Origin of the sequence: Fructobacillus tropaeoli, assembly GCF_016860625.1 — a bacterium.
Classification (GTDB): domain Bacteria; phylum Bacillota; class Bacilli; order Lactobacillales; family Lactobacillaceae; genus Fructobacillus; species Fructobacillus tropaeoli.
The window spans coordinates 266,037-289,191 of sequence record NZ_BOJU01000001.1 but is presented as its reverse complement, the minus strand read 5'-3'; the positions used below and the strand labels follow the sequence as shown (position 1 = coordinate 289,191).

The following is a 23,155-nucleotide window of genomic DNA, read 5'->3' as shown; positions in this document are numbered from 1 at the left end:
CAGAACCAGCCTCGCGGCTCGTTCTGATTAATCGGACATCAAATGTTTTATTTGGGTAACCTGATTTTATAAGTTGAATAAGCGGGTATTAGACCAAAGGTACGTCTTGCACCCAACCTTCAGGACCTTCTTGGTCACCGTATTGGATACCAATCAAGCGGTCATAGAGAGCTTGGGTCTTTGGACCAACTTCAGTTTCTGAGAAGAAGACATGCTTCTTGCCTTCGTGGGTAATGGAACCAACGGGCGAAATCACGGCCGCTGTTCCCATGGCTCCGGCTTCAGCAAATTGATCCAAATCATGAATGGAAATGGCTTCTTCAACTGGGTTCATGCCCATTTCTTCGGCCAAGGCCAAGAGTGAGTATTTTGTAACGGAAGGGAGAATTGATGGTGACTTTGGTGTCTTGAACTGGCCCTCCTTGGTAATTCCAAAGAAGTTGGCAGAACCGAGTTCCTCGATATACTCGTGTTCGCGTGGGTCCAAGTAGACAACATCGGAATAACCGGCCTTGTGGGCGTTGTCACCAGGCAACATGGAAGCGGCATAGTTACCACCAACCTTGGCTTGTCCTGTTCCACCGTGAGCAGCACGGTCAAATTCAGAAGTCACAAAGGCTGTTGGAGCCAAACCACCTGGATAGTAAGCACCAACTGGCATGGCAAAGATGGTGAACAAGAAGTCGTGGCCGGGGTGGACACCGATTTCAGGTGAAGTTGAAATCAACAATGGTCGCAAGTACAAAGAACCACCAGATTCGTAAGGAGGGATGAAGTCTTGGTTGGCCTTCACAACTTCCTTCACCGCTTCAACAAACTTATCTTCTGGATATGGAGCCATCAACAAGCGTTCTGCTGAGTTATGCATTCGATGGGCGTTACGGTCGGGGCGGAAGATGTTCACGCCACCATCCTTACGACGGTAGGCCTTCAAACCTTCGAAGACTTCTTGTCCATAATGCAAGGCAACGGCTGACTCGCTCAAATGGATGGTTGAATCAGTCGTCAATTCGCCTGGCTGCCACTGACCATCGTGGTATTCTGCCTTATAGCGGTAGGGCAAGTCATGATAACCAAAACCCAAGTTATTAAAATCGAGGTCGCTTACTTTTGCTTTCGTCATAATAATTCTCCTTCTGTTACTCAATGATTAACCTTATATTAGAATAAAATGAGAAAAAGTCAAGGGATTTTATCAGATTTTCATCAATCCGCCTTATTTATGTAATATGTTAAAATAAGTGTAACTTAGAAATTCGAGGAAACACGATGGTGAATTATCCCAAGGGTGTCCATGGCGATGGGCAGCAAGTGCAAAATCAAATTCAACGCGGCAAGAAGACGCAAAAAGGCCTCCTTTTTGGACGACGGGGGATGGCTCTTGAAAGCCTGATTAATGATGCCAACGAATACTATTTGGCCAACCATCTTGCGGTTATTTATAAGAAACCAACACCGGTGACGATTGTTAATGTTGATTATCCGGCACGATCAGCAGCTAAAATCACGGAAGCTTATTTTCAGCAACCATCAACGACCGATTATAACGGTGTTTATCAGGGCCGTTATGTTGATTTTGATGCTAAGGAAACCAAGAACAAAACATCGTTTCCAATGAAGAACTTCCATGAACATCAAGTGCGCCACTTATCCGAGGTGGTGGCCCAAGGAGGCGTTGGTTTTGTCCTCATCAAATTTACGATTTTAGATGAAACTTACCTCTATCCAGCACCTGATTTGGTCCGCAATTGGCAGGTCCTTGATGGCCATCGGTCATTGCCATATGCTGATATTGTGGCAGCAGGTTATTTGGTCAAGCCAAGCCTGATGCCCAGTCTGGATTATTTGCAGGCGCTCGACGATTACCTGGCAGATTTGTCAGTTGGCAAACGGGCTGGTCAGCCGGTGACTGATCAAAGGGCACAACGGCATCAAAAAAAATCAGCTGAAAATCAGGCAAAACAAGCGCTTCCGAAAACCGTGGGCAAGTTGGTTCAGACAAATCAGTCTCAACCAGCAGATGGTAATCACCTAGTCGAACAATCACAATCTGATGGGTGGCACCCATTATGAGTCGGATTTGGATGACCGGTTATCGAACATATGAATTGGGTGTCTTTAAGGAAAAGGACCCCAAAGTTCAGGTTTTGAAGTATGCTATCAAGAAAACGATGATAGAACAGTTGGATTTAGGTCTGGAATGGGTAATTACGGGCGGTCAACTCGGAGTGGAGACCTGGGCGATTGAAGTGGCGTTGGATTTAAAAGCAGACTATCCGGATTTGCGGGTCGCGATGCTCTTGCCCTTCGGTCATTTTGGTTCTCAGTGGCAGGAGGCGAGCCAGACGCGGTTGGCTGATTTAAAACAGCAGGTTGATTTCTATGCCGATGTCCATAAGGAGGACTATCAGGGGCCGTATCAATTGCGCCAGTATCAGGACTTTGTCCTAAACCACACGGATGGTGCGGTGCTCCTGTATGATGCCGAATTTCCGGGGAAAGCCCAGTACGATTATCAAGCGATTTTAGATTTTCAGGCACAGTCTCCATACCCACTGGAAACGATTAGTATGGATGACTTACAGGAATTTGCCAACGATTACCAGGAAAATCAGCATGACCAATGAGGAGGCGAAAATCCTTAAAATAGGGGGTAGCTCTAACTGATTGACTTGCTTGAAGACAACTTTATCTCAGTGCCGGGCGTTTCTTTTGCCTTGGTAAATAAATAATCGACAAAAAGTTGGATAAAATTTAAAAAATTAACGTTTGTTTAATCTGAAACAATTACAGTAGTATTACTAGCATGACTGTAAAACTTGCTACTGCCAGGTTTTCCTGGTATTATTAGCCTAGTTCAATTAGAATTTAAAGGAGTGTTTCTTGTGGCTCAAGTAAAGTATACTCAAAAAGATATTTACAACCGCGTTTTTAAGGAAAAGCGCGTTGGTGTCGGTTACGACCCCAATGATGTTGATGGTTTCTTGGATGACATCATTTCTGATTACGGCGTTTTCACCAAGCGCATTGAAGAATTGCAGACGCAAGTCGGTCAATTGCAGACTGCTTTGAAGCAGACTCAAGAAGAATTGACTGCTGAAGATCATGTTCGCGAAGCCCAACCGGTTGCACCCGCACCGGTCATTGAAGAGGTGCCAGCACCTGCTCCAGTTGAGACACCAAGCGCAACACCAACTAACTTGGATTTGATTAAGCGCGTTGCTAATTTGGAACGAGCCGTATTTGGTTCAGAAAATGGTGCAAACTAAGTTAAAAAGTGGTAAACTTTCTATTGCGATTAACGATGGTTTAATTGTTTAATGGCAGGTACTGAGTAATTGCGCATGATACTTCTCATGTGAGGAAGGTCCATGCTCGCACACTCTGCGATGGGTGTAGTGTTTGTGCTGGGATAAAGAATAAACCCAGGCGTGGTGCAAACCACGACGGCGACTGAAATGGCTAAGGCTTTGCTATGTCAAAATAGGTCTGAAAGTGCCATAGAAACGGATTCCTAGGTGAAAGTCTAGGACTTGAGACGAGGTAAACCCCACAAGCGGGCAACCCAAACTTTGGTAGGGGCGGCTGACCTAGTGAAATGAAACGATGGTCGGTATGGCGGTAACGCTTAGATAGATGATTACTGAAGGTGCTTAATCCCTGTTAAGTACTGGAACAAAACATGGCCTACAGGTACCTGTTTCAGGGAGTCCACACTTTGTGTGGGCTTTTTTTTATGGCTTATTATTGGTAGAATAGGTAAGTGCGAAAAGAGCTGGTTACTTTGCGAGCTCTTTTTTGATGTCAGACATTGCAAAATGAATGGTCGGATAACAAAAATAATAAAAAATGTTGGTCCCTGACTAACAAAAGGATTGAATATGTTCAAAAAAATTAGCAAAAAAATGCTGACCTGGATGACCTTGGCCATCTTGGTTTTGCCCCTTGTACTAGCATCTGCGACAGCCTTCACGACCAAGGCCAGTGCAGCTGAAACAGATCCAACTTTGGAGCGGATTCAAAAGAAGGGGACATTGGTCGTTGGCTTGTCAGCCGACTATGCACCTTACGAATTTCATAGTCAAATCGATGGTAAGGATCAAATCGTTGGTTTCGATGTCTCCTTAGCAAAGGCGATTGCTAAGAAATTAGGCGTTAAAATTCAAATTGAAGACATGGGCTTTGATGCCCTTTTGGGGGCTTTGAAAACTGGCAAGATTGATATGATTGCTTCTGGCTTCTCAGCAACACCAGAGCGAGAGTCACAAGTCGACTTTTCCCATGTTTATCTGAAATCACCCCAGACAATGATTGTGTTGAAAACAAACAAAGCCAAGTATGAAAGCGGTGAATTGTCAGCCTTCTCTGGTCAAAAGATTGGGGCACAAACCCAAACCATCCAGGAAGATGCTGCTAAGACGATTCCTGGGGCGACGGTTGTTTCATTGCAAAAGTATCCCAACCTGATTTCTCAGTTGTCACAAGGGGTTGTAGCCGGGGTCGTGGCTGAAAAGACGATTGCCCAAGCCTATGCAGATCAGAATCCGAAGTTTGCGGTGGTTGAGCCAAAGTTCTCAGCGGATTCAACCGGACAGACATCGATTGCTGTTCCTAAGAATTCACCAGCCTTGGTGGCTCAAGTCAACCAGGTCATTGATAAGGTGACGACCAATGGTCAGTTCAATAACTGGAAGAAGCAGGCCCAAAAGCAGATGTTTGCCTCAAAGGACAAGTCCTACTGGCAAAAGTATGGTCACTACTTCGTTGAAGGGACTGGCATTACGTTGGCCTTAGCTGTGGTCGGTGTCTTGATTGGAACCACTTTGGGAACTTTCTTTGCCCTCTTGAAGCTTTCATCCGTCTTTATCCTCAAGGCGATTGGAAACATTTACGTTGAATATGTCCGGGGAACACCTTTGCTGGTCCAGGCCTTTATGGTCTTCTTCGGAACACAGGCGATTGGCTTGCACTTGTCGGCTTTCGTAGCTGGTTCGCTGGCGATGGGCCTGAATTCCGCTGCCTACGTTGCTGAAATCATCCGTTCTGGAATTGAATCGGTTGATAAGGGACAAACGGAAGCTGCTCGGTCTTTGGGTCTTTCCCATGCCAAGACGATGCGTTTGGTAATTTTGCCACAGGCTGTCCGCACGATTTTGCCAGCCTTGGGAAATGAGTTTGTTTCGGTCATCAAGGAAGGCTCTGTTATCTCGGTTATCGGTGTCGGCGAGTTGATGTATGAAACGGGCGTTGTTCAGGGAGCTTCCTTTGAACCATTTATGCCACTGGTGATTGCCTCACTGATTTACTTTGTGTTGACCTTTACCATTTCACGGGCATTGGGCTATGCTGAACGACGTATGGCTCGCTAATTAAAAATTTTTATGGAAGATTCTTGCGATAGCAAGGGTTTTTTTTTTTTGATTGCCTTGACGAAAAAGGGCGTAAAAAAGAGCTGCCTGAGCAACTCTTTGAAAAATCAGTTTGGTTTTAGCCTTCAAACTTTACTCGGACACCTTCAGGGATGGCAAAGTCTTTTTGAACTAGTGTTAATTCACCAGTTTCGTGGTCGCGTGAGAAGACGGAAACGTTGTCCGTTTTCTGGTTAGCAACAACCAAGAACTTTTCGGCTGGATCGAAGTTCATGTCGCGAGGGAATGAACCTTCAGTCGAAATCGTTTGAATCAATTCGATTTCTGCTCCCATGTTGGATGTTTGGAAGACAGAAACGGAATCGTGACCGCGGTTTGACGTGTAGATGAAACGGCCGTCTTCCGTTAAGCGGATGGCCGCAGCACCATTGTGTTCGTCCCAGTCAGAAGGGATGGTTGAAATCGTCATGACATGGGCAAATGAACCGTCTTCTGCGTCGTACTTCAAAACGGAAAGCAATGATGACAATTCACCCAAGACGTAAGCGTATTGGCCGTCAGGGGAGAAGCGTAAATGACGCGGTCCAAAACCGTCGTCCGCCTTATAGCGAGCAACATCGGTCAAAAGGCCGTCAGGGTCGACATCTAAGGTAATGACTTCATCGGTTCCCAAATCAACAACAGCCAAACGGTTGTCAGGCGTCAAGTTGACATAGTGAACGTGGGAGCTGTCTTGTTCTGGACGAGGACCAGAACCGCTATTGTGCCATGTGTCCTTTAAGACCAGGGAACCACCGGGCTGAATAGCGTAAACTTCAACCGTACCGCGGTGGTAGTAGCCAGCAAAGACCAATTGACGGTCTTCATCAACGGCGATGTAAGCGGGGGCAGAGCCCTCGGTTACATTCAAGCCGATTTCAGACATGGGACGGGTGGCGTTATCAAGCGAAACAACACCAGCTTCATCGCCACGTTTTTCAACGGCGTAAACAACGTTTTCCTTGGAAATCGCCAAGTAGGTCGGATTCGTGCCAGCAAAAACTAAGCGTGCATCGGACAATTGACCGGTTGCTTCGTCAAAATCAGCTTCGTAAATGCCCTTTGAACTTTGGCGGGTATAAGTACCAAATAGTACGTGATGAACAGTCATGTTCAGTGTCACTCCTTTTTTAATATTCTAATCAGGGATATTGTAGCACATTTTTGTCATGGTCTCGACTGAGTAGCTAAAAAAGTAACAACATGTTGGTTTCTGATTTTTAAGGAGAGCGGCTCATTTGACACCGAATTGCCACGGGGAAAGCGTTGGTCAAGGCCCTTTTTGAGTTAGTGCTATGGTAAAATGTTTAGTAATAGAAATGTCATGAAAAGGAGCAACTATGCCGAGAGAAAACGGAAAAAAATCGACGGGGTTGACATCGGTTAAGGGACTTAAAACTTTAACTGCGGTGGTCTTAGTCTTGTTAATCATTTGGTTAGCCTATCAAGTACGCTTTATTTTTGGACCGATTGAGTCCTTTGTCGCTGCGGTTGGGGCACCAATTTTGATTGCAGGGGTCTTTTACTACTTATTGAATCCCTTAGTCACAAAGTTGGAAACGAAGTTAGGCTGGAAACGAAATCGAATTGTGTTGGTTGTCCTTGTCCTTTTTATCCTCATCTTGGTAGCGGCGATTGCCTTTCTGGCTCGAGTAGTGACAGTCCAGGTAACAGATTTGTTGACCCACTGGCCAAGTTACTTACGTGAGGGCCAGGATTGGATTAAGGAAACATTTGAAGGAAAGCAGTATGATCAGTTGCGGAACATTTTGGTCACGTCGAACGACCAAATTAACCATACGGCGATTGCTTGGGTGCAATCTCATCTGGGTGCTAGTATTTCTGGTGTTGGGCACTTTGCGGCCCGCTTAAGTGAAGTCGGTGTTGTTTTGGTTTCAACGCCCTTTATTCTATATTATTTATTAGTTGACGGTGCTCATTTGCCAGAATTTATTATCGACAAGTTGCCGCCCAAGGCGCGACCATCAACGAAAAATCTTTTGGCAGAATTATCAGGACAGATTTCAAAGTATATTCGGGGACAATTGGGAGTCGCGTTGTCCGTAACGATTATGTTTGCCATTGGTTATACGATTATCGGTTTGCCCTCTGGAATCCTGTTGGCTATCTTGGCTGGTGTCTTGAACCTGATTCCGTACTTAGGTTCCTTCTTGGCGCAGGTACCGGTCTTTGCGGTAGCCTTTGTGACCGGTGGAGTGAAGATGGCAGTTTTGGCAGCGATTGTCTTAGTCATTGAGCAACCATTGGAAGGTCATGTCATTACACCGAAGATTTTGGGGGATGCCTTGGATATCCATCCAGTGACGGTAATCGTTGTCTTATTGGCCTCTGGTCAAATTTTTGGTCTGCTTGGCTTTATCCTGGCAGTCCCTGGTTATGCCGTCTTAAAGGTTTTGGTGGTTCACCTTTATACCTGGTGGCGGACAAACTCAAAGTTATTTAAAGAAGAATTAGACAAAGAATTAGGAGAAACAAAATGACGAATCATGTTGTTTTATTTGAACCGGTCATGCCGGCGAACACGGGGAATATTGCCCGAACGACTGCCGGTACAAATGCTGTCTTGCATTTAATCGAGCCTTTAGGTTTTGATATTTCAGATAAAGCGGTGAAGCGGGCTGGTTTGGACTACTGGGATCATGTGGATTTGGTTAAGCACGATTCCTTACCTGATTTTTTGGCTACCTTAAAGCCAACTGATCACTTATACCTGGTTTCAAAATTTGCTAACCAGGACTATACGGATCCGGATTATACATTGGATGATGGCGACCATTATTTCCTTTTTGGAAAGGAAACAACCGGTTTGCCTGAAGTCTTTATGCGTCAAAATCCTGAAAAGGCAATTCGGATTCCGCAAAATGATGAACATATTCGTTCTTTGAATTTGTCGAACACGGTGGCAATCGTGGTCTATGAAGCCTTGCGTCAACAGGATTTTGCCAACTTGGATAAGATTCATGCCTATGAACAAGATAAATTAAAATAAATTTCCAAAAAAGGGTTGCAATTTAGAGATATGGTTGATATACTAATATAGTTGTTTGATAGAGATATCAAGCAACAACTGACCATGGCTCGTTGGTCAAGTGGCTAAGACGCTGCCCTTTCACGGCGGAATCGAGAGTTCGATTCTCTCACGAGCTACTATTAAAGTCGCAACTTCGGTTGCGGCTTTTTTGTTGCTATTAAAAAAGGCTCTATATCAAGGATATAGGGCCTTTTGGTTTGTATGGGAGTTTTTCGGAACTTGCTGAAAAGTTGCGGTAAATGTGTGTTTTGGAGTACTTTTTGCCGAATTTGCAGAAAATTTGTCGTAAATTTGCCGTAAAAATAGTTGTAAAAAAGCAATGATATAAAGCCTGATAAAGCCTGAAATCAACACGAAATTCGAACTTTATAGAGACCTGGTTCTTTTGTTTTTAAAAGGCAGGTCACTATGCGAATGGTCGAAAAAGTTTTTATTTGTTCATCGGTATTATTTCTGCTATGATGGCCAAAATTGCTTGAAAGAGGCTTGAGGTGCTGAAGGTGGCGGAAATATATGATTTTGCAATTATTGGAACTGGTTCAGTCGGATCGGCTGCTGGTTATTATGCTAGTCAAAAAGGCTTGAAGGTTTTGGAACTGGATGTAGCGGTGCCACCGCATACGCAGGGCTCGCATCATGGCCAGACACGGTTGATTCGTCATGCTTACGGTGAGGGTGAGAAATATTTGCCAATGCTCTTGCGTGCACAAAAATTATGGGATGAATTGCAACAGAAAACTCACCGCGATATCTTCCATCAGACTTCATTATTAAACGTTGGCCGGCAAGGGACTGATTTTATTGAAAATGTCGAAAAGAGTGCTCAAAAGTACCAATTACCGTATGAAAAATTAACGGGTGATGAAATCAGCCAACGCTGGGAAAACTTTAATTTTAGCGAGGACTACGTCGGCATTCTCGAAAAGAAAGCTGGTTATTTAAACTCTGAAATTGCAATTCAAACATATTTGGATTTAGCGAGGGAAGCCGGTGTTGAGCAAAAATTCGATAGCGCTGTTCAATCAATTGACTTTCAAGATGACATTGTGGTGATGACAACTGCTCAACAGGTTTATCGGGCAAAGAATATTTTAGTATCGGCCGGTACTTGGGTGAAGGAGCTTTTACCAAAGGTACCAGTCCAACCACTTCGCAAGGTTTTTGCTTGGTTTGATGTGGCTGATGAACAGTTGAATGAGGATGCGGGTTTTCCAGCTTATGCAATCGAAATTGACGATGAACAGACTTATTATGGTTTTCCGGGTAAGGACGGTACCATCAAAATGGGTCAACATACTGGTGGACAGCCCATCACCCAACGCTCGCAGAGAACTCCTTATGGCGACTATGCTTCAGATAAAGAAGAGGTGCTGCCCCTGTTGCGGCAGTACCTAAAAGGGGTTGGGTCACTAAACCATGGGGCTTCTTGCACGTATGATCAATCACCAGATGGCGATTTTATCATTGACCAGTTACCGGGTCATCCAAATGTGCAATTTGTGACCGGCTTAAGCGGTCATGGCTTTAAGTTTGCCAGTGTTCTTGGCGAATTGGCTGCCCAAAAGGCCGCCCAAGAAGAAATTACGACTGATTTATCAGCCTTTAAACTGAAACGCTTTGAATAGTTGGCTTTACTGCCTGATTTTTCAATCCACCAAAAAAGCTGCCTACTTCTTCTCAAATCGAAGAGGTAAGCAGCTTCTTTCATATATAAATATACGGGAGAGGAGCCAATTGGTGGGCGAAAATTAGCCTTGGTTGTTCTTCAAGCGCTTGTCCGCGGGCTTCACCTCAGGAACGCCACCCATGGCTTCAGGGTGTTCCTGGTAAGTGAACTTGTGTCCGTCCTTGGCTACCTGGCCTTCAAAGGCCTTTGAGCCAGTGCCATCAGAGAAACTCATGATGGTGTGGGCGAATTCTGAATGTTCGATATCGCCCATGTCGCCAGGAACAATGACACCGTACTTTTCTTCGAGTTCTTCTTGGGCCTTCATAAATTGAAGTTGGTGTTGTGTTTCACGAGCCAACAAGAACTTCAACATATCGCGGATTCCCTTGTCCTCTGTCATGTTGTAGAGACGAGAAACTTGGAGGCGGGCCTGTGATTCACGAACAACGTTAAAACGCATGTCGGCCACTAAGTTACCAGATGAAGTCACGTAGCCGGCATTCCAAGCTGCACCATTTGGGTTCGTTAGACCGGCGTTCAAACCATGAACCAGTGCGTGTTCGGGGTTCATACCGGACAATGTGGCTGCCTTAAGTGGGTCGCCGGCAACGTCAGCATCAGAGATTGGCGCACCTTCGAGCAAATAGCCAATCATTGTTGAAATCATTTCCACGTGACCGATTTCTTCGGTTCCAGTGTCTAGAAGTAAGTCCTTGTACTTTTCATCGCCAGTTGATGACCAACCCTGTGAAAGGTATGACATCATGCCGGTTGTTTCACCCCATTGGCCACCCAATGCTTCTTGCAGACGACGGGCCATCAATGGGTCCGGACGATCAGGCTTGGCGTTGTATTGTAACTTCCGAGTGTGCGTGAACATAATTTCCTACTTTCTGTGCTATCCGTGAGAATATTCGTTAAAAAATAAACAGTACCAATTTATAATTATTTATAAAACAATAACTATTAAACGCCTATTCTCTAGTAATTAACATTAAAATTAGTTGGTATATATAAACCTTTCCAATTTTAATATTTTGCGTTGAAATTAGTTTATCATGGACAATAGGAGCAGGTAAAGGAAAAATCAGGAAAATGGTCTAGACGACCGTGACTAAAGCTAGTGTTTTCAGTCCTGAAAACACTAGGAGCAAAAGAGGCGACTGTGCTAAGATAGAAGGAGTAAACTAGACATTTTCAGACCATTTAAGCGGTCTGAGGCAAAGGAGAACCCTCATGGCTAAGCAGACGAAACGTCGTAGTCAAAAGAAAAAGAAAGTTAGTCGGGCAGGAACTGCTGGACAAATTGTTGGCCTACTGGCGATTATCTTATTATCAATTTTTGCGATTTTTCAATTAGGACTTTTTGGCATTTATCTAGCCGATATGGTGCGGTTTTTCTTTGGAAACCTTTACCAAATTACTTTGTTGCCACTGATTGCTTGGGCCACGGTTTATTTGGTGATGGATAAAAGTTATCCAATTCCAGGTCGCATCTATGTCGGAGTGGGGATGATCTACTTGGCAACGGTCTTGCTGTCATCGATGCTGTTCTTCACACAGAACGAATTGCCAGGTGGTGGTTATGCTTCCCAGGTAATTCGATTGATTGGCCAGGATATGACCAATCAATCCGCTGGAACACCGGTTGGAGCTGGTATGTTAGGGGCTCTTTTATACCAATTAACCTTCACCCTCTTATCAAACGTTGGTGTAGCGATTATTGTCGTTGTTTTGTATATTGCGGGTATAATTGTCACTTTTCGTTTGCCCGCTCGTGACTTGGCGCAAAAGGGTGTTGTCAAGGCCCATGAAAACTTTACGGAGTTCCAAAAACAACAAAGTCAAAAGCGTGATCAGCGTCAATTGCTGGCTGAAAAAAAGCAACAGGATTTGACGGAATTTGGTGATCACCCATTTGGCTTGAGTAAAACGGAGCCGAAGGCAGATGAACCGGCAGCAGACCCATTCTTCCCCGACCTTGCCAAAGACATTGCCGGAGATGGGGCTGATTTGCCAGCAGAAGAAGGATTGAATTTGGGTGCCGACCCGGTTGAACCAACTATTAATTGGCAAGCACCGACAACGCCGAGCCCAGCACCTACTCCCGCTGCACCGGTGCAACCTACTAGTTCGCAGGGAAGTGAGGACGTGCACCTTAATGCTAGTGCTGTGGACGACGATGATTACCAGTTGCCACAAACCTCACTCTTAACAAAGACTCAGCCGACTGACCAGACTAAGGAGGCCCAAAGCTTGAATGCGAAGTCTCGTCTGGTCCATGACACGCTACAATCCTTCGGCGTGGACGCGACCGTGTCCTCGGTTTCCTTGGGACCAACGGTTACTCAGTATGAGCTCAAGCCGGGTCAGGGTGTGAAGGTTAACCGAATTGCGAATTTGGCGGATGATTTGGCCTTGGCCTTAGCGGCGAAATCAATTCGAATTGAAGCGCCAATCCCTGGAAAGCCCTATGTCGGCATCGAAGTGCCAAACGATACGCAGGCGGTCGTTGGTTTTCGCTCGATGATTGAGCAGTCCAACACCTTAGACCAGGGCTTGCTAACGGTTCCATTGGGCCGTGATGTGACTGGCAATATCGTGTCAGTGGACTTATCAGCCATGCCGCACTTGCTGATTGCTGGATCCACGGGTTCTGGAAAATCAGTTGGGTTGAACGGCATCATTGTTTCCTTGCTCTTAAAGGCCAAGCCTTCCGAAGTAAAGCTGATGATGGTCGATCCTAAGGTGGTCGAGTTGTCGATTTACAATGGTATTCCGCACCTGTTGACACCCGTTGTTTCCGATCCACGTAAGGCAGCCAAGTCGCTGCAAAAGTTAGTGGATGAAATGGAAAATCGCTATGATCTGCTGGCTCAATTTGGCAAGCGCAATATCGGTGAGTATAATGCGGCAGTGGACGACAATAATGCGCACGCCAAGGAAACCGGCAACGCTATCATGACAAAGTTGCCTTATATCGTGGCGGTTGTCGATGAATTTGCTGATTTGATGGCAACAGTTGGATCTGAAATCGAAGTTTCCATTGCCCGCCTGGGCGCCAAGGCACGAGCTGCCGGAATTCACATGATTTTGGCAACCCAGCGTCCCGACGTGAAGGTGATTAACGGGACGATTAAGTCGAATATTCCCGGCCGAATTGCCTTTCGAACGGCATCGGGAATCGATTCGCGGACGATTTTGGATACAAACGGCGCTGAAAAGTTGCTTGGCCGTGGAGACATGATTTTTGCCCCACCTGGCAAGGCTCATAAGCGACTGCAGGGGGCCTTTATTTCAAATCAGGATGTGACTGCCATTGTTGATTTCGTTAAGGGCGAACAAGATGCCGTTTATGATGAGAAGATGACGGTGACCGATGAGGAAGTCGCCCAGGATGAAAACGGTGGTGGCGGCAATTCGGATGATGAATTGTTCGAGGAAGCACTAGAATTCGTGATTGACCAGCAGAAGGCCTCGACTTCATTGCTGCAACGACGTTTCCGGATTGGTTATAACCGGGCGGCTCGCCTGGTTGATGATCTTGAAAATGCTGGCTATATTGGTCCGGCTGACGGTGCCCGGCCACGCCATGTCAATGTTAGCAAGAAAGCCGATGAATAAGTAAAGCGAAGTAAAAAGCGAAACTGCCAAAGTGAATGGCGGTTTCGCTTTTTTGGTGCCTATTTTCTTGGAGATTTGACGAGGGGGGGCCATTTGGCAGGTTAAGGGTAAATCTCCATCAAAAAAGCGCCTTCCCAAATGGGTTGGCGCAAAATTTCTTGATAAATTACTCCTGGAAAAAGGGCACGATCTGTTTGGCAAATGTACCGTCGGGATCGTTGACAAAGGTCTTGTAGGCCGCCCAGTAGGCGTCTTCGATGAGGAGTGGTTCGGCGATATTTTTTGGGATTGCTGTTCGTGGAATGCCACCACGGTCATCGCGAGGCCCTTCGTATTCCTTTGTAAAGTCGTCGAAACGCTTTTCAATCACAATGGCTTCAGGGCCAAACCAGTTATGGGGCTCCTTGGTTAAGAAGCTCTCTTCAATCTGGTAGGGCGTCCAATCGGGTAAGTCGACCGCAATTTTCATGGGGTGGACCAAAGTTTGTAACTGGACTTGGCCGAGCGCGATATCGGCGACGGCACCCGCCATGGCTGACGGCAGGTGGCGGTCCTGATTTTCCTTGGCAACCAGGAGGAACTGGCCGGTCATCTTTTCGTCAGCCGTGACTTCTTGGCCGGCGAGGACGTTGAGTAATTCGGTTGGGGTAATATTAATAGCTTGCATGAGAAATAGTTTAATCCTGAATTTGAATAAAGGCAAATTGAGCGAAGTCAAAGAGTCCTTGGTCGGTAATTTTTAGCGAAGGAATCACGGGTAGGGCCATGAAAGAAAGGGTCAAGAATGGGTCGAAGGCTAGTGGTGAAATTTTGGCAAAGGCTTCATTTAGGGTCTGCTGCTTTTGAATTAATTCTTCGTAAGGCAAATCAGACATCAAACCGCCGATAGGCAATGGTAAGGTCGTTACCTGACCGTTTCTGACAACCACTTGGCCACCACCGATTTTCTTGAGGGTTTCAACGGCCAAGACCATATCGTCGTCATTGACACCAGCAACAATCAAGTTGTGGGAATCGTGAGCAATGGTGGAAGCGATGGCGCCATCTTTTAGAGAAAGGCCCTTGATGATACCCAGACCGTGGCCGAGGTCGTGGTAGCGTTCAATCACGGCCACCTTGGCGAAGGTTTCGTTTGGGGCAAATTGGCCGTCTGCGTCCACCGGCACCATTTCGACCTGGTGCTTTGTGGTGATGTGGTGGGGCTCAATTTCAATCACGTGGGCTTTTTTGCTGGCATCTAATGGCAAGGCCAAATCGGCTTTGCTAAAGGTCAAATTGATTTGCTGACCGGGAAGGCGCAAGACGTCTTCTTGCTTGTTTTGAAAGAATTGGCCACCGACCATGACCTGGTCAATGGTAACTTGCTTTGGATCAGTCAGCATGACCAAATCCGCCTCGAAACCTGGAGCTAAGGCACCAACATTTTGCAGGTGGTGGGCGGTTGCACCGTTATAGGAAGCCAGGGTGTAGGCCAATTCGGGTGTGAGACCATTTTCGATGGCCAAGGCGATATTAAAGTTGATAGAGCCTTCTTTTTGGATATCTGCAGCTGATTTATCATCGGTAGCGAAAGCAAAGTGACCTTCGTTGGCCTTTGTCACGGCTGGGAGAAGGGCGAGCTCATCGCGTTCAACGGTTCCTTCGCGCAAGAAGACGGCCATACCGGCGTTGACACGGTCTAGAGCTTCTTTTTTACTCGTTGCTTCGTGGTCGGTATCAATACCGTAGGCGCGGTAGATAGCTAGTTCGGCAGGACCTAATCCAGCACCGTGGCCATCAACGTGCCGGTGGGCTTCCTGGGCGTCTGCAATTTTCTGCAACATGTCGCCCTGGCCGTTAGCGACTGCTGGAAAGTCCATGACTTCGGCTAAACCAGCGATTTCTGGGTGTTGGTAGAAGGGACGCAGGGCATCCGCATCTAAGATGGCACCGGCGTGCTCAAAGGGAGTGGCTGGCACGGAAGATGGCAACATATAGTGGATGTGCAATGGTGTCTTCTTGGCGGAATCGAGCATGTACTGGATACCCGAAATACCGGCCACGGAAGCGATTTCGTGTGGGTCGGCGAAGATTCGGGTAACGCCGTTTTCAAGGGAAAGACGGCCGAATTCAGAAGGGGTTAGCAAAGACGATTCGATGTGAAGGTGCGCATCGATAAAGCCGGGCACGAGCCAGCGACCGTGGCAATCGATAGTGGTCTTGGCCTCCAAGTCCTGGTTATCACCAACAAAGACAATCTTTTTGCCCTTAATCCAGACATCCTTTTCCTCAAATTCCTGATTAAAGACGTTTAAGACTTGACCGCCGGTAAGGCGGTAATCGACTTGCTGTACCATTGTACACTCCTTTTTTCGTTTTGAATTTTATCTAGTTTAGCACATGTCAGCCAGGCTTTGGAACTGATTTAAACGCCTGGAAAATCAGCTTTGTGAAGAAAGTTGACTACTGCCGGTCATTTAGTCTATACCAATTATTAATTTTGGGATTGACTAAGCGAATAATACTGATAGAATAGCAGTTGTTAACTTAAAAAGTATTACCAAACCAATTTTTTTGAAAGCGAGAAATTTTGTATGTGTGGAATTGTTGGAGTAACCGGTGTTGAACAGGCTTTGCCATGCCTTTTGCATGGTTTGCAAAAGTTGGAATACCGTGGTTACGATTCTGCCGGTGTTTATCTGATGGATAATGCAGGCAATGATGCCTATATTCGTGAGAAGGGACGGGTTGCCAAGTTAGCTGAAAAAGCGAAGGCCAACGGTTTTATTGGTACTGCCGGAATCGCCCATACTCGTTGGGCAACCCACGGGAACGTGACCATTGAAAACGCCCACCCACAAAAGTCAGCCGATGACCGTTTCTACTTGGTTCACAACGGTGTGATTGAAAATTACCAAGAATTGAAGGCTGAATACTTGCCGGGTGTTCACTTTGTTTCTGAAACGGATACGGAAGTCGCTGTTCAATTGGTTGACAAGTTTGCTACTGAAGAAGGCTTGTCAAACGTTGAAGCTTTCCGGAAGATGATTTCTTTGTTGGGTGACAACTCAGCTTATGGCTTCTTGTTGATTGATACGAAGGAACCTGGTACTTTGTTTGCCGCTAAGAAGAAGTCACCACTTTTGGTTGGTGTCTCTGACCATGGGAACGTGGTGACGTCTGATGCCGCTGCCATGATTGATGTGACCAAGGAATTTATCGAATTGCGCGATGGTGATATCGCTATCATCAAGCCAGACTCAGTGGCCGTTTATGATGCTAACGAAAAACCAGTTGATCGCGAACACTTTACATTGGAAATTGACCCAGAAGACACGGACAAGGGCGCTTACCCTTACTACATGTTGAAGGAAATCGATGAACAAGCGGTCGTTGCCCGCAATATTGCTGCTCATTACTTCGATGAGGAGGGACAGTTGCAAGGAATCGGTTGTGCCATCACCGACAAGATGAAGGAAGCTGACCGCCTGTACATTGTGGCAGCTGGAACTTCTTACCACGCCGGTTTGGTTGGAAAGCGTTACTTCGAACAATGGGCAAAGATTCCAACGGAAGTGCACATTGCTTCGGAATTTGCTTACGACCAACCAATGTTGTCAGCTAAGCCATTCTTTATCTTCTTGTCTCAGTCTGGTGAAACGGCTGATTCTCGTGAAGTGTTGGATAACGTCAAGAAGCAGGGCTTCCCAGCCTTGACGTTGGCCAACGTGATGAATTCAACGTTGACCCGCGAAGCTGATTTTGCCTTGCCAGTCTTGGCCGGCCCAGAAATCGCCGTGGCTTCAACCAAGGCCTATACGGCCCAAGTTTTGGTTCAAGCCATCTTGGCTTCAGCCTTGGGGAACCCTGGCTTTGATTTGAAGGCAGAATTGGCCAAGGTCGCTGTTGAAATCTCAGCCATTACGGATGAAAAGGAAACCTTTAAGAAGATTGCTGAAACGGCCTTGAAGGACCAAAAGTCAGCCTTTTATATCGGTCGTGGCTTGGATGCTGCGGTTGCTTTGGAAGCGGCTTTGAAGTTGAAGGAAATCTCTTACGTGCAGACGGAAGGCTTTGCAGCCGGGGAATTGAAGCACGGTACGATTTCCTTGATTGAAGATGGTACGCCAGTCTTTGCGTTGTTGACGCAAAAGAAGACGGCCGGATTACTCCGTGGTGAAGTGGCTCAGGTTGCTGCCCGTGGTGCTAATACGGTTGTGATCGCTTCAAAGAGCTTGACTAAGGATGGCGATGCTTTTGTTTTGCCTGAAGTGGAAGAATTGTTGATGCCAATCTTGGCTGTTATCCCAGCCCAATTGATTGCTTATTATGCAACATTGGACCGTCATTTGGATGTTGATCGTCCTCGTAACCTGGCAAAATCAGTCACGGTTCAATAAAGTGTTTGGCTGCCCAATCATCAAAAAACAACACTAGTAACCAAAATGTCGGCGAATTTCAGCCGGCATTTTTTTGTTTGCCCGCTTTTTTCTGGTAAAATAGTGAGGAATGAATTAAATGACGAAAGTCGGACGGAGACAAAACGATGAGCCTGTTGGCAAAGGTATTTTCACATAAAAAGAAACATTTAGTCGGCCACCACTTGGTCTTAAATGAATTAAAGATTCCAAAGCACTTAGCCATTATTATGGATGGAAATGGTCGTTGGGCCAAAAAGCGACATATGCCTCGGGTAGCGGGTCATAAAGAGGGGATGGAGACGGTCAAGACGGTTACTAAATTAGCCTCTTCGGCTGGCGTTTCGGTCTTGACACTCTACGCCTTTTCAACGGAAAATTGGTCACGGCCTAAGGATGAAGTTTCCTTTTTAATGAAGTTACCGGTCACTTTCTTTGATACCTTTGTACCGGAGTTAATTGAACAAAATGTTCGAGTGGAAACCATTGGCGATATTGATGCCTTGCCCGAAGCAACCAAAAAGGCGGTTTACGACGCAAAGGAACAAACCAGTCAAAATACTGGGATGGTTTTGAACTTTGCCTTGAACTATGGTGGCCAAAAAGAAATCGTTGAAGCCGCAGCGGCACTGGCTAAAAAGGTACAAAATGGCGAAATGGCGGTTGAAGACATTAACCCAGCGGCCTTTGCTGCTGAATTAACGACAGGCTTCTTAGGTGACTTGGCCGATCCTGATTTGATTATTCGGACCTCTGGTGAAGAACGACTCTCGAACTTCTTACCTTATCAGGCCGCCTATTCGGAGTTTTACTTTACGCCGGTTCTTTGGCCTGATTTTGACCAAGAACAGTTCGAATTGGCACTGGAGAGTTTTACCAAGCGTGATCGTCGCTTTGGTAAGGTCAGCTCATAAAATCAGTAATCACGACATCTAGTCGCTACCCGGATGCAAAAGAGGGTGGCATAAACGAAAAAAGATTTAAATTTTGAAAGTGAGAAATTCCGATGAAAACGCGGATTATTACGGCCGTTTTGGCCTTGATTGTTTTTATTCCCTTAATTATTATTGGGGACTTACCATTGCTAGTTTTGACCATTGCTTTGGGAATTGTGGCGATGAGTGAAGTTTTGAAGATGACCCACACGCTATTGGTTTCTTTTGAAGCCCTGATTTCTTATATTGGAGTTGTCGCTATCATCCTGCCGAAAGATTTTTGGCAAAGCGGCTTTTGGCCGGCAACGGTCAATAGCCAATCCGTGATTTACGGTCTGGCCTTTTTGTTCCTTGCTCGAACGGTTTTTGCTAAGAAGAGCTTTAATTTCCAGGATGCTGGTACGCTATTTTTGGCCATGGTTTATATTGGAACAGGATTCCACTATTTCTACTTGGCTGATTTCCGTGGCTTATCCGTCTTATTCTTCGGAATGCTTTTGGTTTGGTTGACAGATTCATTTGCTTACTTTGTCGGCAAAGCCTTTGGTAAGCACAAGTTGTCACCGAACCTCTCACCTAACAAGACTTGGGAAGGCTCTGTTGGTGGGACAGTGATTGCGGTGGTTGTTGTGGTTACCTTGTACGCTTTGACCAATGCTTTGCCATATGCCGTCTGGGATTTAGTCATCATGGCTGTTTTGCTGTCAATCGCTGGTCAAATCGGTGATTTGATTGAATCTGCTTTGAAGCGTCACTTCGGTGTTAAGGATTCTGGTCGCATTTTGCCAGGTCACGGTGGTATCTTAGACCGCTTTGACTCGATGTTGGTCGTGATGCCCTTGATGGCTGTCTTGGGGATGCTTCAGTAACATCCAAAACCTGTTGTCTGGCTGCTTTTCTCAGCTAAATTAGAACAAGAACTTTGTAGCTATTTTTAAGGATGAAATAAATGAACATCACTGCGATTATCGCTTTTTTGATTGTTTTTGGCCTGTTGGTCGGTTTCCATGAATTTGGACACTTTATTGTCGCCAAAAAATCAGGTGTCTTGGTTCGTGAATTTGCTATTGGCATGGGCCCAAAAATTTTATCATGGTATAAGAATCAAACGGCTTATACGATTCGTCTTTTACCCGTGGGTGGCTATGTGCGCATGGCGAGCGAGATGGAAAAGGATGAGCTCGAAGCTGGGCAGCGTTTTCGACTGGTCTTAAATCAGGCCGGCGAAGTTGAAAGCATGGATGAGCGGGTTGACCAGGATGGCCCCGGCTTCTTTTTCCAAGTCGATTCAGCTGATTTGGTCCATGACATGACCATGACCGGTTACCGTCAGGATGAGGAATACCTACAAACGTTGACGGTTGCCCAAACGGCGATTAAGACCGACCAAGAGGGGATTACTACGCGTATTGCTCCCGCAAGTACGTGGGTTGAATCAGCGCCTGTTTGGAAACGGTTGTTGATTAACTTTGCGGGACCGGCAATGAACTTTATTTTGGCTATTTTAGCTGCCGGAATCTTAAGTTTTGCCTTGCCTTCAGTTCACTTTAATGAACCAATTATTGGCCAGGTAGTCAAGAGTGAACCGGCCGCTCAGGCTGGCATTCAGTCTGGTGATAAGATTTTGGCCGTTAACGGTCAAAGCGTTCAGAGCTTTACTGATTTTGCTAATGAGGTGACGAAGAAGGCCGACCAATCACTGCAATTGAAAATTAGTCGGTCAGGCAAGACGTTGAATAAAACAGTAACGCCTGAATTGATTGAGGTTTCAGGACAAAAACAAATTCGAATCGGGGTTGGGGTGAAAAGTTACCGCGATCCGCTGTCAAGAATTAAGTTTTCTCTCCTCAATACGGGTACGTGGTTTACTCAAGTAGGTAACGGAATCAAGGATCTTTTTGTGGGTGGCTTTTCAATCAACAAACTGGGTGGCCCCGTGATGTTAGCCAAGACAACTGCCCAGGCATCGCACCAAGGATTTGTCACGGTGCTAGCCCTGCTGGGACTGCTATCGGTTAACCTGGGCTTAATCAATCTTTTACCAATTCCGCCTTTAGATGGTGGTAAAATCTTTTTAGACCTTATTGAAGGAATCTTCAGGCGACCTGCGCCTGCCTGGTTAGCAACAACATTGACTGGTGCTGGAACAGCCTTGCTGGTTGTCTTGATGATCTTAGTGACCATTAAGGACTTGGGTCAATAATGATTTACAAATAATGTTATTCGCTTTTTCATGACAGGCCATTGCCTATTAATTAAAATTAGTCGAAAGAAGGACTTTATGAAACAATCACAGCTTTTCATGCCAACCTTGCGGGAGATTCCCGCTGACGCCGAAGTAAAATCACATCAATTGCTCTTGAAGGCCGGTTACATCCGACCCGTTACGGCTGGGATGTTTGCTTACTTACCATTGGCAAAGCGTGTGTTGAACAAAATTGAAGCCATCATCCGTGAGGAAATGGATGCGGTTGATGCCAACGAAATGTTGGTGCCTGAAGTTTTGCCTGCTGAATTGTGGGAGCGGTCAGGCCGTTATGCTACTTATGGCCAAGATTTATATAAGTTTAAGAACCGTCAGGACCGTGATTTTATCTTGGGCCCAACGCATGAAGAGACCTTTACGGAACTTTTTGCTAACGATGTGAAGTCTTATAAAAAGTTACCATTATTGGTTTATCAAATTCAAGCCAAGTTCCGTGATGAAGGTCGCCCACGTTTTGGCCTTTTGCGGACGCGTGAATTCATTATGAAGGATGCTTATTCATTCTCAGCTGATCAAGCTGGTTTGGATGCTGCCTTTACGAAGATGGAAGCAGCTTACGTGAAGATCTTTGATCGAATTGGCATTGATTACCGGGTAATCGTTGGTGATGCTGGTGCCATGGGTGGTTCTGATTCAAAGGAATTCTCAGCACCCGCAGCTGCTGGGGAAGACACGATTGTTTATTCTGATCAAAGCGAATATGCAGCTAACTTGGAAATGGCCAAGGATGCTTATGTTCGCCAGGAAAATCCACAAGAGGGTCAAGAATTAGCTGAATTACAAAAGATTGATACGCCAAATGCAAAAACGATTGCAGAATTAGCAGAACTTTTGGATGAAGATCCTGCTCAACTAGTGAAGACAATCATGGTTATCACTCCTGACCAAGACTTGGTTGCTGTTGTGACAACTGGTGACTTTGAAGTGAACTTGGTTAAGGTCCAAAATCATTTGGGCTATCCAGAAGTTGAATTGGCCGATGAAGGATTGGTTAAGGAAACTGTTGGGGCATCATTTGGCTCATTAGGACCAGTTGGTTTGCCAGAAAACGTTCAATTACTAGTTGACGAGCGTGCCGCTGATTTGGTCAACTTTGCCGCAGGAGCCAATGAAGATGGCAAGCACCTCTTGAACGTGAACTGGGGTCGAGATGTTGAATTGGCTGATGACCAGGTTGCTGATTTCCGAACAGCCAAGGAAGGGGACCTTTCCGTTGACGGTAAGGGAAAGCTACAATTCACCAAGGGAATCGAAATTGGCCACATTTTCAAATTAGGAACAAAGTATTCAAAGGCCTTGGGTGCCCAAGTGCTTGATGAAAATGGCCGCAATACCGACATGATTATGGGTTCTTATGGCATTGGTGTTTCTCGTTTGTTGGCAGCAATTGCAGAACAAAAGAGTGACGACAAGGGATTGGTTTGGCCAGCAAGCGTTGCGCCATTCGATGTTCACCTTGTGCCCATCAACTTGAAGGATGATGACCAGGCCAAGGTCACGGCTGAATTGGAAGCTTCATTGACTGACCAAGGATTAGAAGTCTTGGTTGATGACCGTAAGGAACGTCCAGGTGTCAAGTTCGCCGATGCTGATTTGATTGGTTTGCCAATCCGCATTACGATTGGTAAGAAGGCCGGTGAAGGGATTGTGGAAGTCACTGTTCGTGGTACCCAATCTGAATTTGAAATGCGTATTTCAGAAGTAAATGAATCGATTGCCGTCTTATTAGATGGGCAAGAAGATGCACAGTAAGTTTGACAAAAAGCCGATGTAGATCGGCTTTTTGCTGTCATAGAAAGGTTTT

At 45.8% G+C, this 23,155-nt stretch carries 17 protein-coding genes, 1 tRNA gene, 1 other RNA gene and 1 pseudogene; 15 read left to right on the top strand and 5 right to left on the bottom strand.

Annotated elements, in window-relative coordinates; translation table 11 throughout:
* Window positions 1-88 precede the first annotated feature (88 nt).
* Entirely contained in the window at window positions 89-1,123 is a 1,035-nt protein-coding gene (locus tag FT12353_RS01480) for a branched-chain amino acid aminotransferase (RefSeq protein WP_203617453.1), read from the bottom strand.
* Between the two features lie 146 nt (window positions 1,124-1,269).
* Here FT12353_RS01480 and recU point away from each other — a divergent pair.
* The 5 genes and pseudogenes from recU to FT12353_RS01455 all read left to right on the top strand — a co-directional run.
* Window positions 1,270-1,878: pseudogene (gene recU, locus FT12353_RS01475) on the top strand (Holliday junction resolvase RecU); the annotation flags it as partial.
* Window positions 1,879-2,069: 191 nt separating this feature from the next.
* Window positions 2,070-2,627, top strand: a complete 558-nt coding sequence (locus FT12353_RS01470; RefSeq protein WP_059393476.1) for an SLOG family protein — start codon at window positions 2,070-2,072, stop codon at window positions 2,625-2,627.
* Between the two features lie 258 nt (window positions 2,628-2,885).
* Window positions 2,886-3,269, top strand: a complete 384-nt coding sequence (locus FT12353_RS01465; RefSeq protein WP_047974255.1) for a cell division regulator GpsB — start codon at window positions 2,886-2,888, stop codon at window positions 3,267-3,269.
* A gap of 57 nt (window positions 3,270-3,326) precedes the next feature.
* Window positions 3,327-3,695, top strand: an RNA gene (rnpB, locus tag FT12353_RS01460) — RNase P RNA component class B.
* Window positions 3,696-3,881: 186 nt separating this feature from the next.
* Complete coding sequence (locus FT12353_RS01455) at window positions 3,882-5,369, top strand: ABC transporter substrate-binding protein/permease (RefSeq protein WP_203617447.1); 1,488 nt, start codon at window positions 3,882-3,884, stop codon at window positions 5,367-5,369.
* Between the two features lie 118 nt (window positions 5,370-5,487).
* On the opposite strand, the gene FT12353_RS01450 is transcribed toward FT12353_RS01455, so the two are convergent.
* Window positions 5,488-6,519, bottom strand: a complete 1,032-nt coding sequence (locus FT12353_RS01450) for a lactonase family protein (RefSeq protein ID WP_168778201.1) — start codon at window positions 6,517-6,519, stop codon at window positions 5,488-5,490.
* Window positions 6,520-6,748: 229 nt separating this feature from the next.
* Between FT12353_RS01450 and FT12353_RS01445 the strand changes: the two genes are divergently transcribed.
* The 4 genes from FT12353_RS01445 (at window position 6,749) to solA (ending at window position 10,085) form a co-directional block, all read left to right on the top strand.
* Window positions 6,749-7,909 carry an AI-2E family transporter gene (locus FT12353_RS01445; protein ID WP_203617444.1) on the top strand — a complete coding sequence of 387 codons (1,161 nt, stop codon included), beginning with the start codon at window positions 6,749-6,751 and terminating at the stop codon, window positions 7,907-7,909.
* Complete coding sequence (locus tag FT12353_RS01440) at window positions 7,906-8,418, top strand: tRNA (cytidine(34)-2'-O)-methyltransferase (RefSeq protein WP_203617441.1); 513 nt, start codon at window positions 7,906-7,908, stop codon at window positions 8,416-8,418. Before FT12353_RS01445 ends, FT12353_RS01440 begins: the two co-directional genes overlap by 4 nt.
* A gap of 86 nt (window positions 8,419-8,504) precedes the next feature.
* Window positions 8,505-8,576: transfer RNA gene (locus FT12353_RS01435), tRNA-Glu, on the top strand.
* A 384-nt stretch (window positions 8,577-8,960) separates the two neighbouring features.
* A complete protein-coding gene (gene solA / locus FT12353_RS01430) occupies window positions 8,961-10,085 on the top strand; it encodes an N-methyl-L-tryptophan oxidase (RefSeq protein WP_203617438.1) in 1,125 nt (374 codons plus the stop codon).
* Between the two features lie 123 nt (window positions 10,086-10,208).
* On the opposite strand, the gene FT12353_RS01425 is transcribed toward solA, so the two are convergent.
* Complete coding sequence (locus FT12353_RS01425) at window positions 10,209-11,009, bottom strand: manganese catalase (RefSeq protein ID WP_203617434.1); 801 nt, start codon at window positions 11,007-11,009, stop codon at window positions 10,209-10,211.
* 356 nt (window positions 11,010-11,365) lie between these two features.
* Between FT12353_RS01425 and FT12353_RS01420 the strand changes: the two genes are divergently transcribed.
* On the top strand, window positions 11,366-13,753 hold the full coding sequence (locus tag FT12353_RS01420; protein ID WP_203617431.1) for an FtsK/SpoIIIE family DNA translocase: 2,388 nt from the start codon (window positions 11,366-11,368) through the stop codon (window positions 13,751-13,753).
* 166 nt (window positions 13,754-13,919) lie between these two features.
* Here FT12353_RS01420 and FT12353_RS01415 read toward each other — a convergent pair whose 3' ends face one another.
* The gene (locus FT12353_RS01415; protein WP_203617428.1) at window positions 13,920-14,420 is read right to left on the bottom strand and encodes a hypothetical protein; all 501 of its coding nucleotides are present in this window, start codon (window positions 14,418-14,420) and stop codon (window positions 13,920-13,922) included.
* 10 nt (window positions 14,421-14,430) lie between these two features.
* Window positions 14,431-16,089: an adenine deaminase gene (gene ade, locus FT12353_RS01410; RefSeq protein ID WP_203617426.1), complete on the bottom strand. Its 1,659-nt coding sequence runs from the start codon at window positions 16,087-16,089 to the stop codon at window positions 14,431-14,433.
* 237 nt (window positions 16,090-16,326) lie between these two features.
* On the opposite strand from ade, the gene glmS reads away from it, so the two are divergent.
* The 5 genes from glmS to FT12353_RS01385 all read left to right on the top strand — a co-directional run bounded on the left by glmS (window position 16,327) and on the right by FT12353_RS01385 (window position 23,103).
* Window positions 16,327-18,132: a glutamine--fructose-6-phosphate transaminase (isomerizing) gene (glmS, locus tag FT12353_RS01405; protein ID WP_203617423.1), complete on the top strand. Its 1,806-nt coding sequence runs from the start codon at window positions 16,327-16,329 to the stop codon at window positions 18,130-18,132.
* 146 nt (window positions 18,133-18,278) lie between these two features.
* A complete protein-coding gene (gene uppS, locus FT12353_RS01400) occupies window positions 18,279-19,064 on the top strand; it encodes an undecaprenyl pyrophosphate synthase (RefSeq protein ID WP_203617420.1) in 786 nt (261 codons plus the stop codon).
* Window positions 19,065-19,156: 92 nt separating this feature from the next.
* A complete protein-coding gene (locus FT12353_RS01395) occupies window positions 19,157-19,954 on the top strand; it encodes a phosphatidate cytidylyltransferase (protein WP_047975237.1) in 798 nt (265 codons plus the stop codon).
* Window positions 19,955-20,034: 80 nt separating this feature from the next.
* Window positions 20,035-21,288: an RIP metalloprotease RseP gene (gene rseP, locus FT12353_RS01390; protein WP_203617417.1), complete on the top strand. Its 1,254-nt coding sequence runs from the start codon at window positions 20,035-20,037 to the stop codon at window positions 21,286-21,288.
* 78 nt (window positions 21,289-21,366) lie between these two features.
* Entirely contained in the window at window positions 21,367-23,103 is a 1,737-nt protein-coding gene (locus tag FT12353_RS01385) for a proline--tRNA ligase (RefSeq protein ID WP_203617414.1), read from the top strand.
* Window positions 23,104-23,155: the final 52 nt, after the last annotated feature.

Bases quoted from the DNA above. Each gene is read 5' to 3' on its own strand.
- FT12353_RS01480 (WP_203617453.1), bottom strand. From the start codon at position 1,123: ATGACGAAAGCAAAAGTAAGCGACCTCGATTTTAATAACTTGGGTTTT.
- FT12353_RS01470 (WP_059393476.1), top strand. From the start codon at position 2,070: ATGAGTCGGATTTGGATGACCGGTTATCGAACATATGAATTGGGTGTC.
- FT12353_RS01455 (WP_203617447.1), top strand. From the start codon at position 3,882: ATGTTCAAAAAAATTAGCAAAAAAATGCTGACCTGGATGACCTTGGCC.
- FT12353_RS01450 (WP_168778201.1), bottom strand. From the start codon at position 6,519: ATGACTGTTCATCACGTACTATTTGGTACTTATACCCGCCAAAGTTCA.
- FT12353_RS01445 (WP_203617444.1), top strand. From the start codon at position 6,749: ATGCCGAGAGAAAACGGAAAAAAATCGACGGGGTTGACATCGGTTAAG.
- FT12353_RS01440 (WP_203617441.1), top strand. From the start codon at position 7,906: ATGACGAATCATGTTGTTTTATTTGAACCGGTCATGCCGGCGAACACG.
- FT12353_RS01425 (WP_203617434.1), bottom strand. From the start codon at position 11,009: ATGTTCACGCACACTCGGAAGTTACAATACAACGCCAAGCCTGATCGT.
- FT12353_RS01420 (WP_203617431.1), top strand. From the start codon at position 11,366: ATGGCTAAGCAGACGAAACGTCGTAGTCAAAAGAAAAAGAAAGTTAGT.
- FT12353_RS01415 (WP_203617428.1), bottom strand. From the start codon at position 14,420: ATGCAAGCTATTAATATTACCCCAACCGAATTACTCAACGTCCTCGCC.
- ade (WP_203617426.1), bottom strand. From the start codon at position 16,089: ATGGTACAGCAAGTCGATTACCGCCTTACCGGCGGTCAAGTCTTAAAC.
- glmS (WP_203617423.1), top strand. From the start codon at position 16,327: ATGTGTGGAATTGTTGGAGTAACCGGTGTTGAACAGGCTTTGCCATGC.
- uppS (WP_203617420.1), top strand. From the start codon at position 18,279: ATGAGCCTGTTGGCAAAGGTATTTTCACATAAAAAGAAACATTTAGTC.
- FT12353_RS01395 (WP_047975237.1), top strand. From the start codon at position 19,157: ATGAAAACGCGGATTATTACGGCCGTTTTGGCCTTGATTGTTTTTATT.
- rseP (WP_203617417.1), top strand. From the start codon at position 20,035: ATGAACATCACTGCGATTATCGCTTTTTTGATTGTTTTTGGCCTGTTG.
- FT12353_RS01385 (WP_203617414.1), top strand. From the start codon at position 21,367: ATGAAACAATCACAGCTTTTCATGCCAACCTTGCGGGAGATTCCCGCT.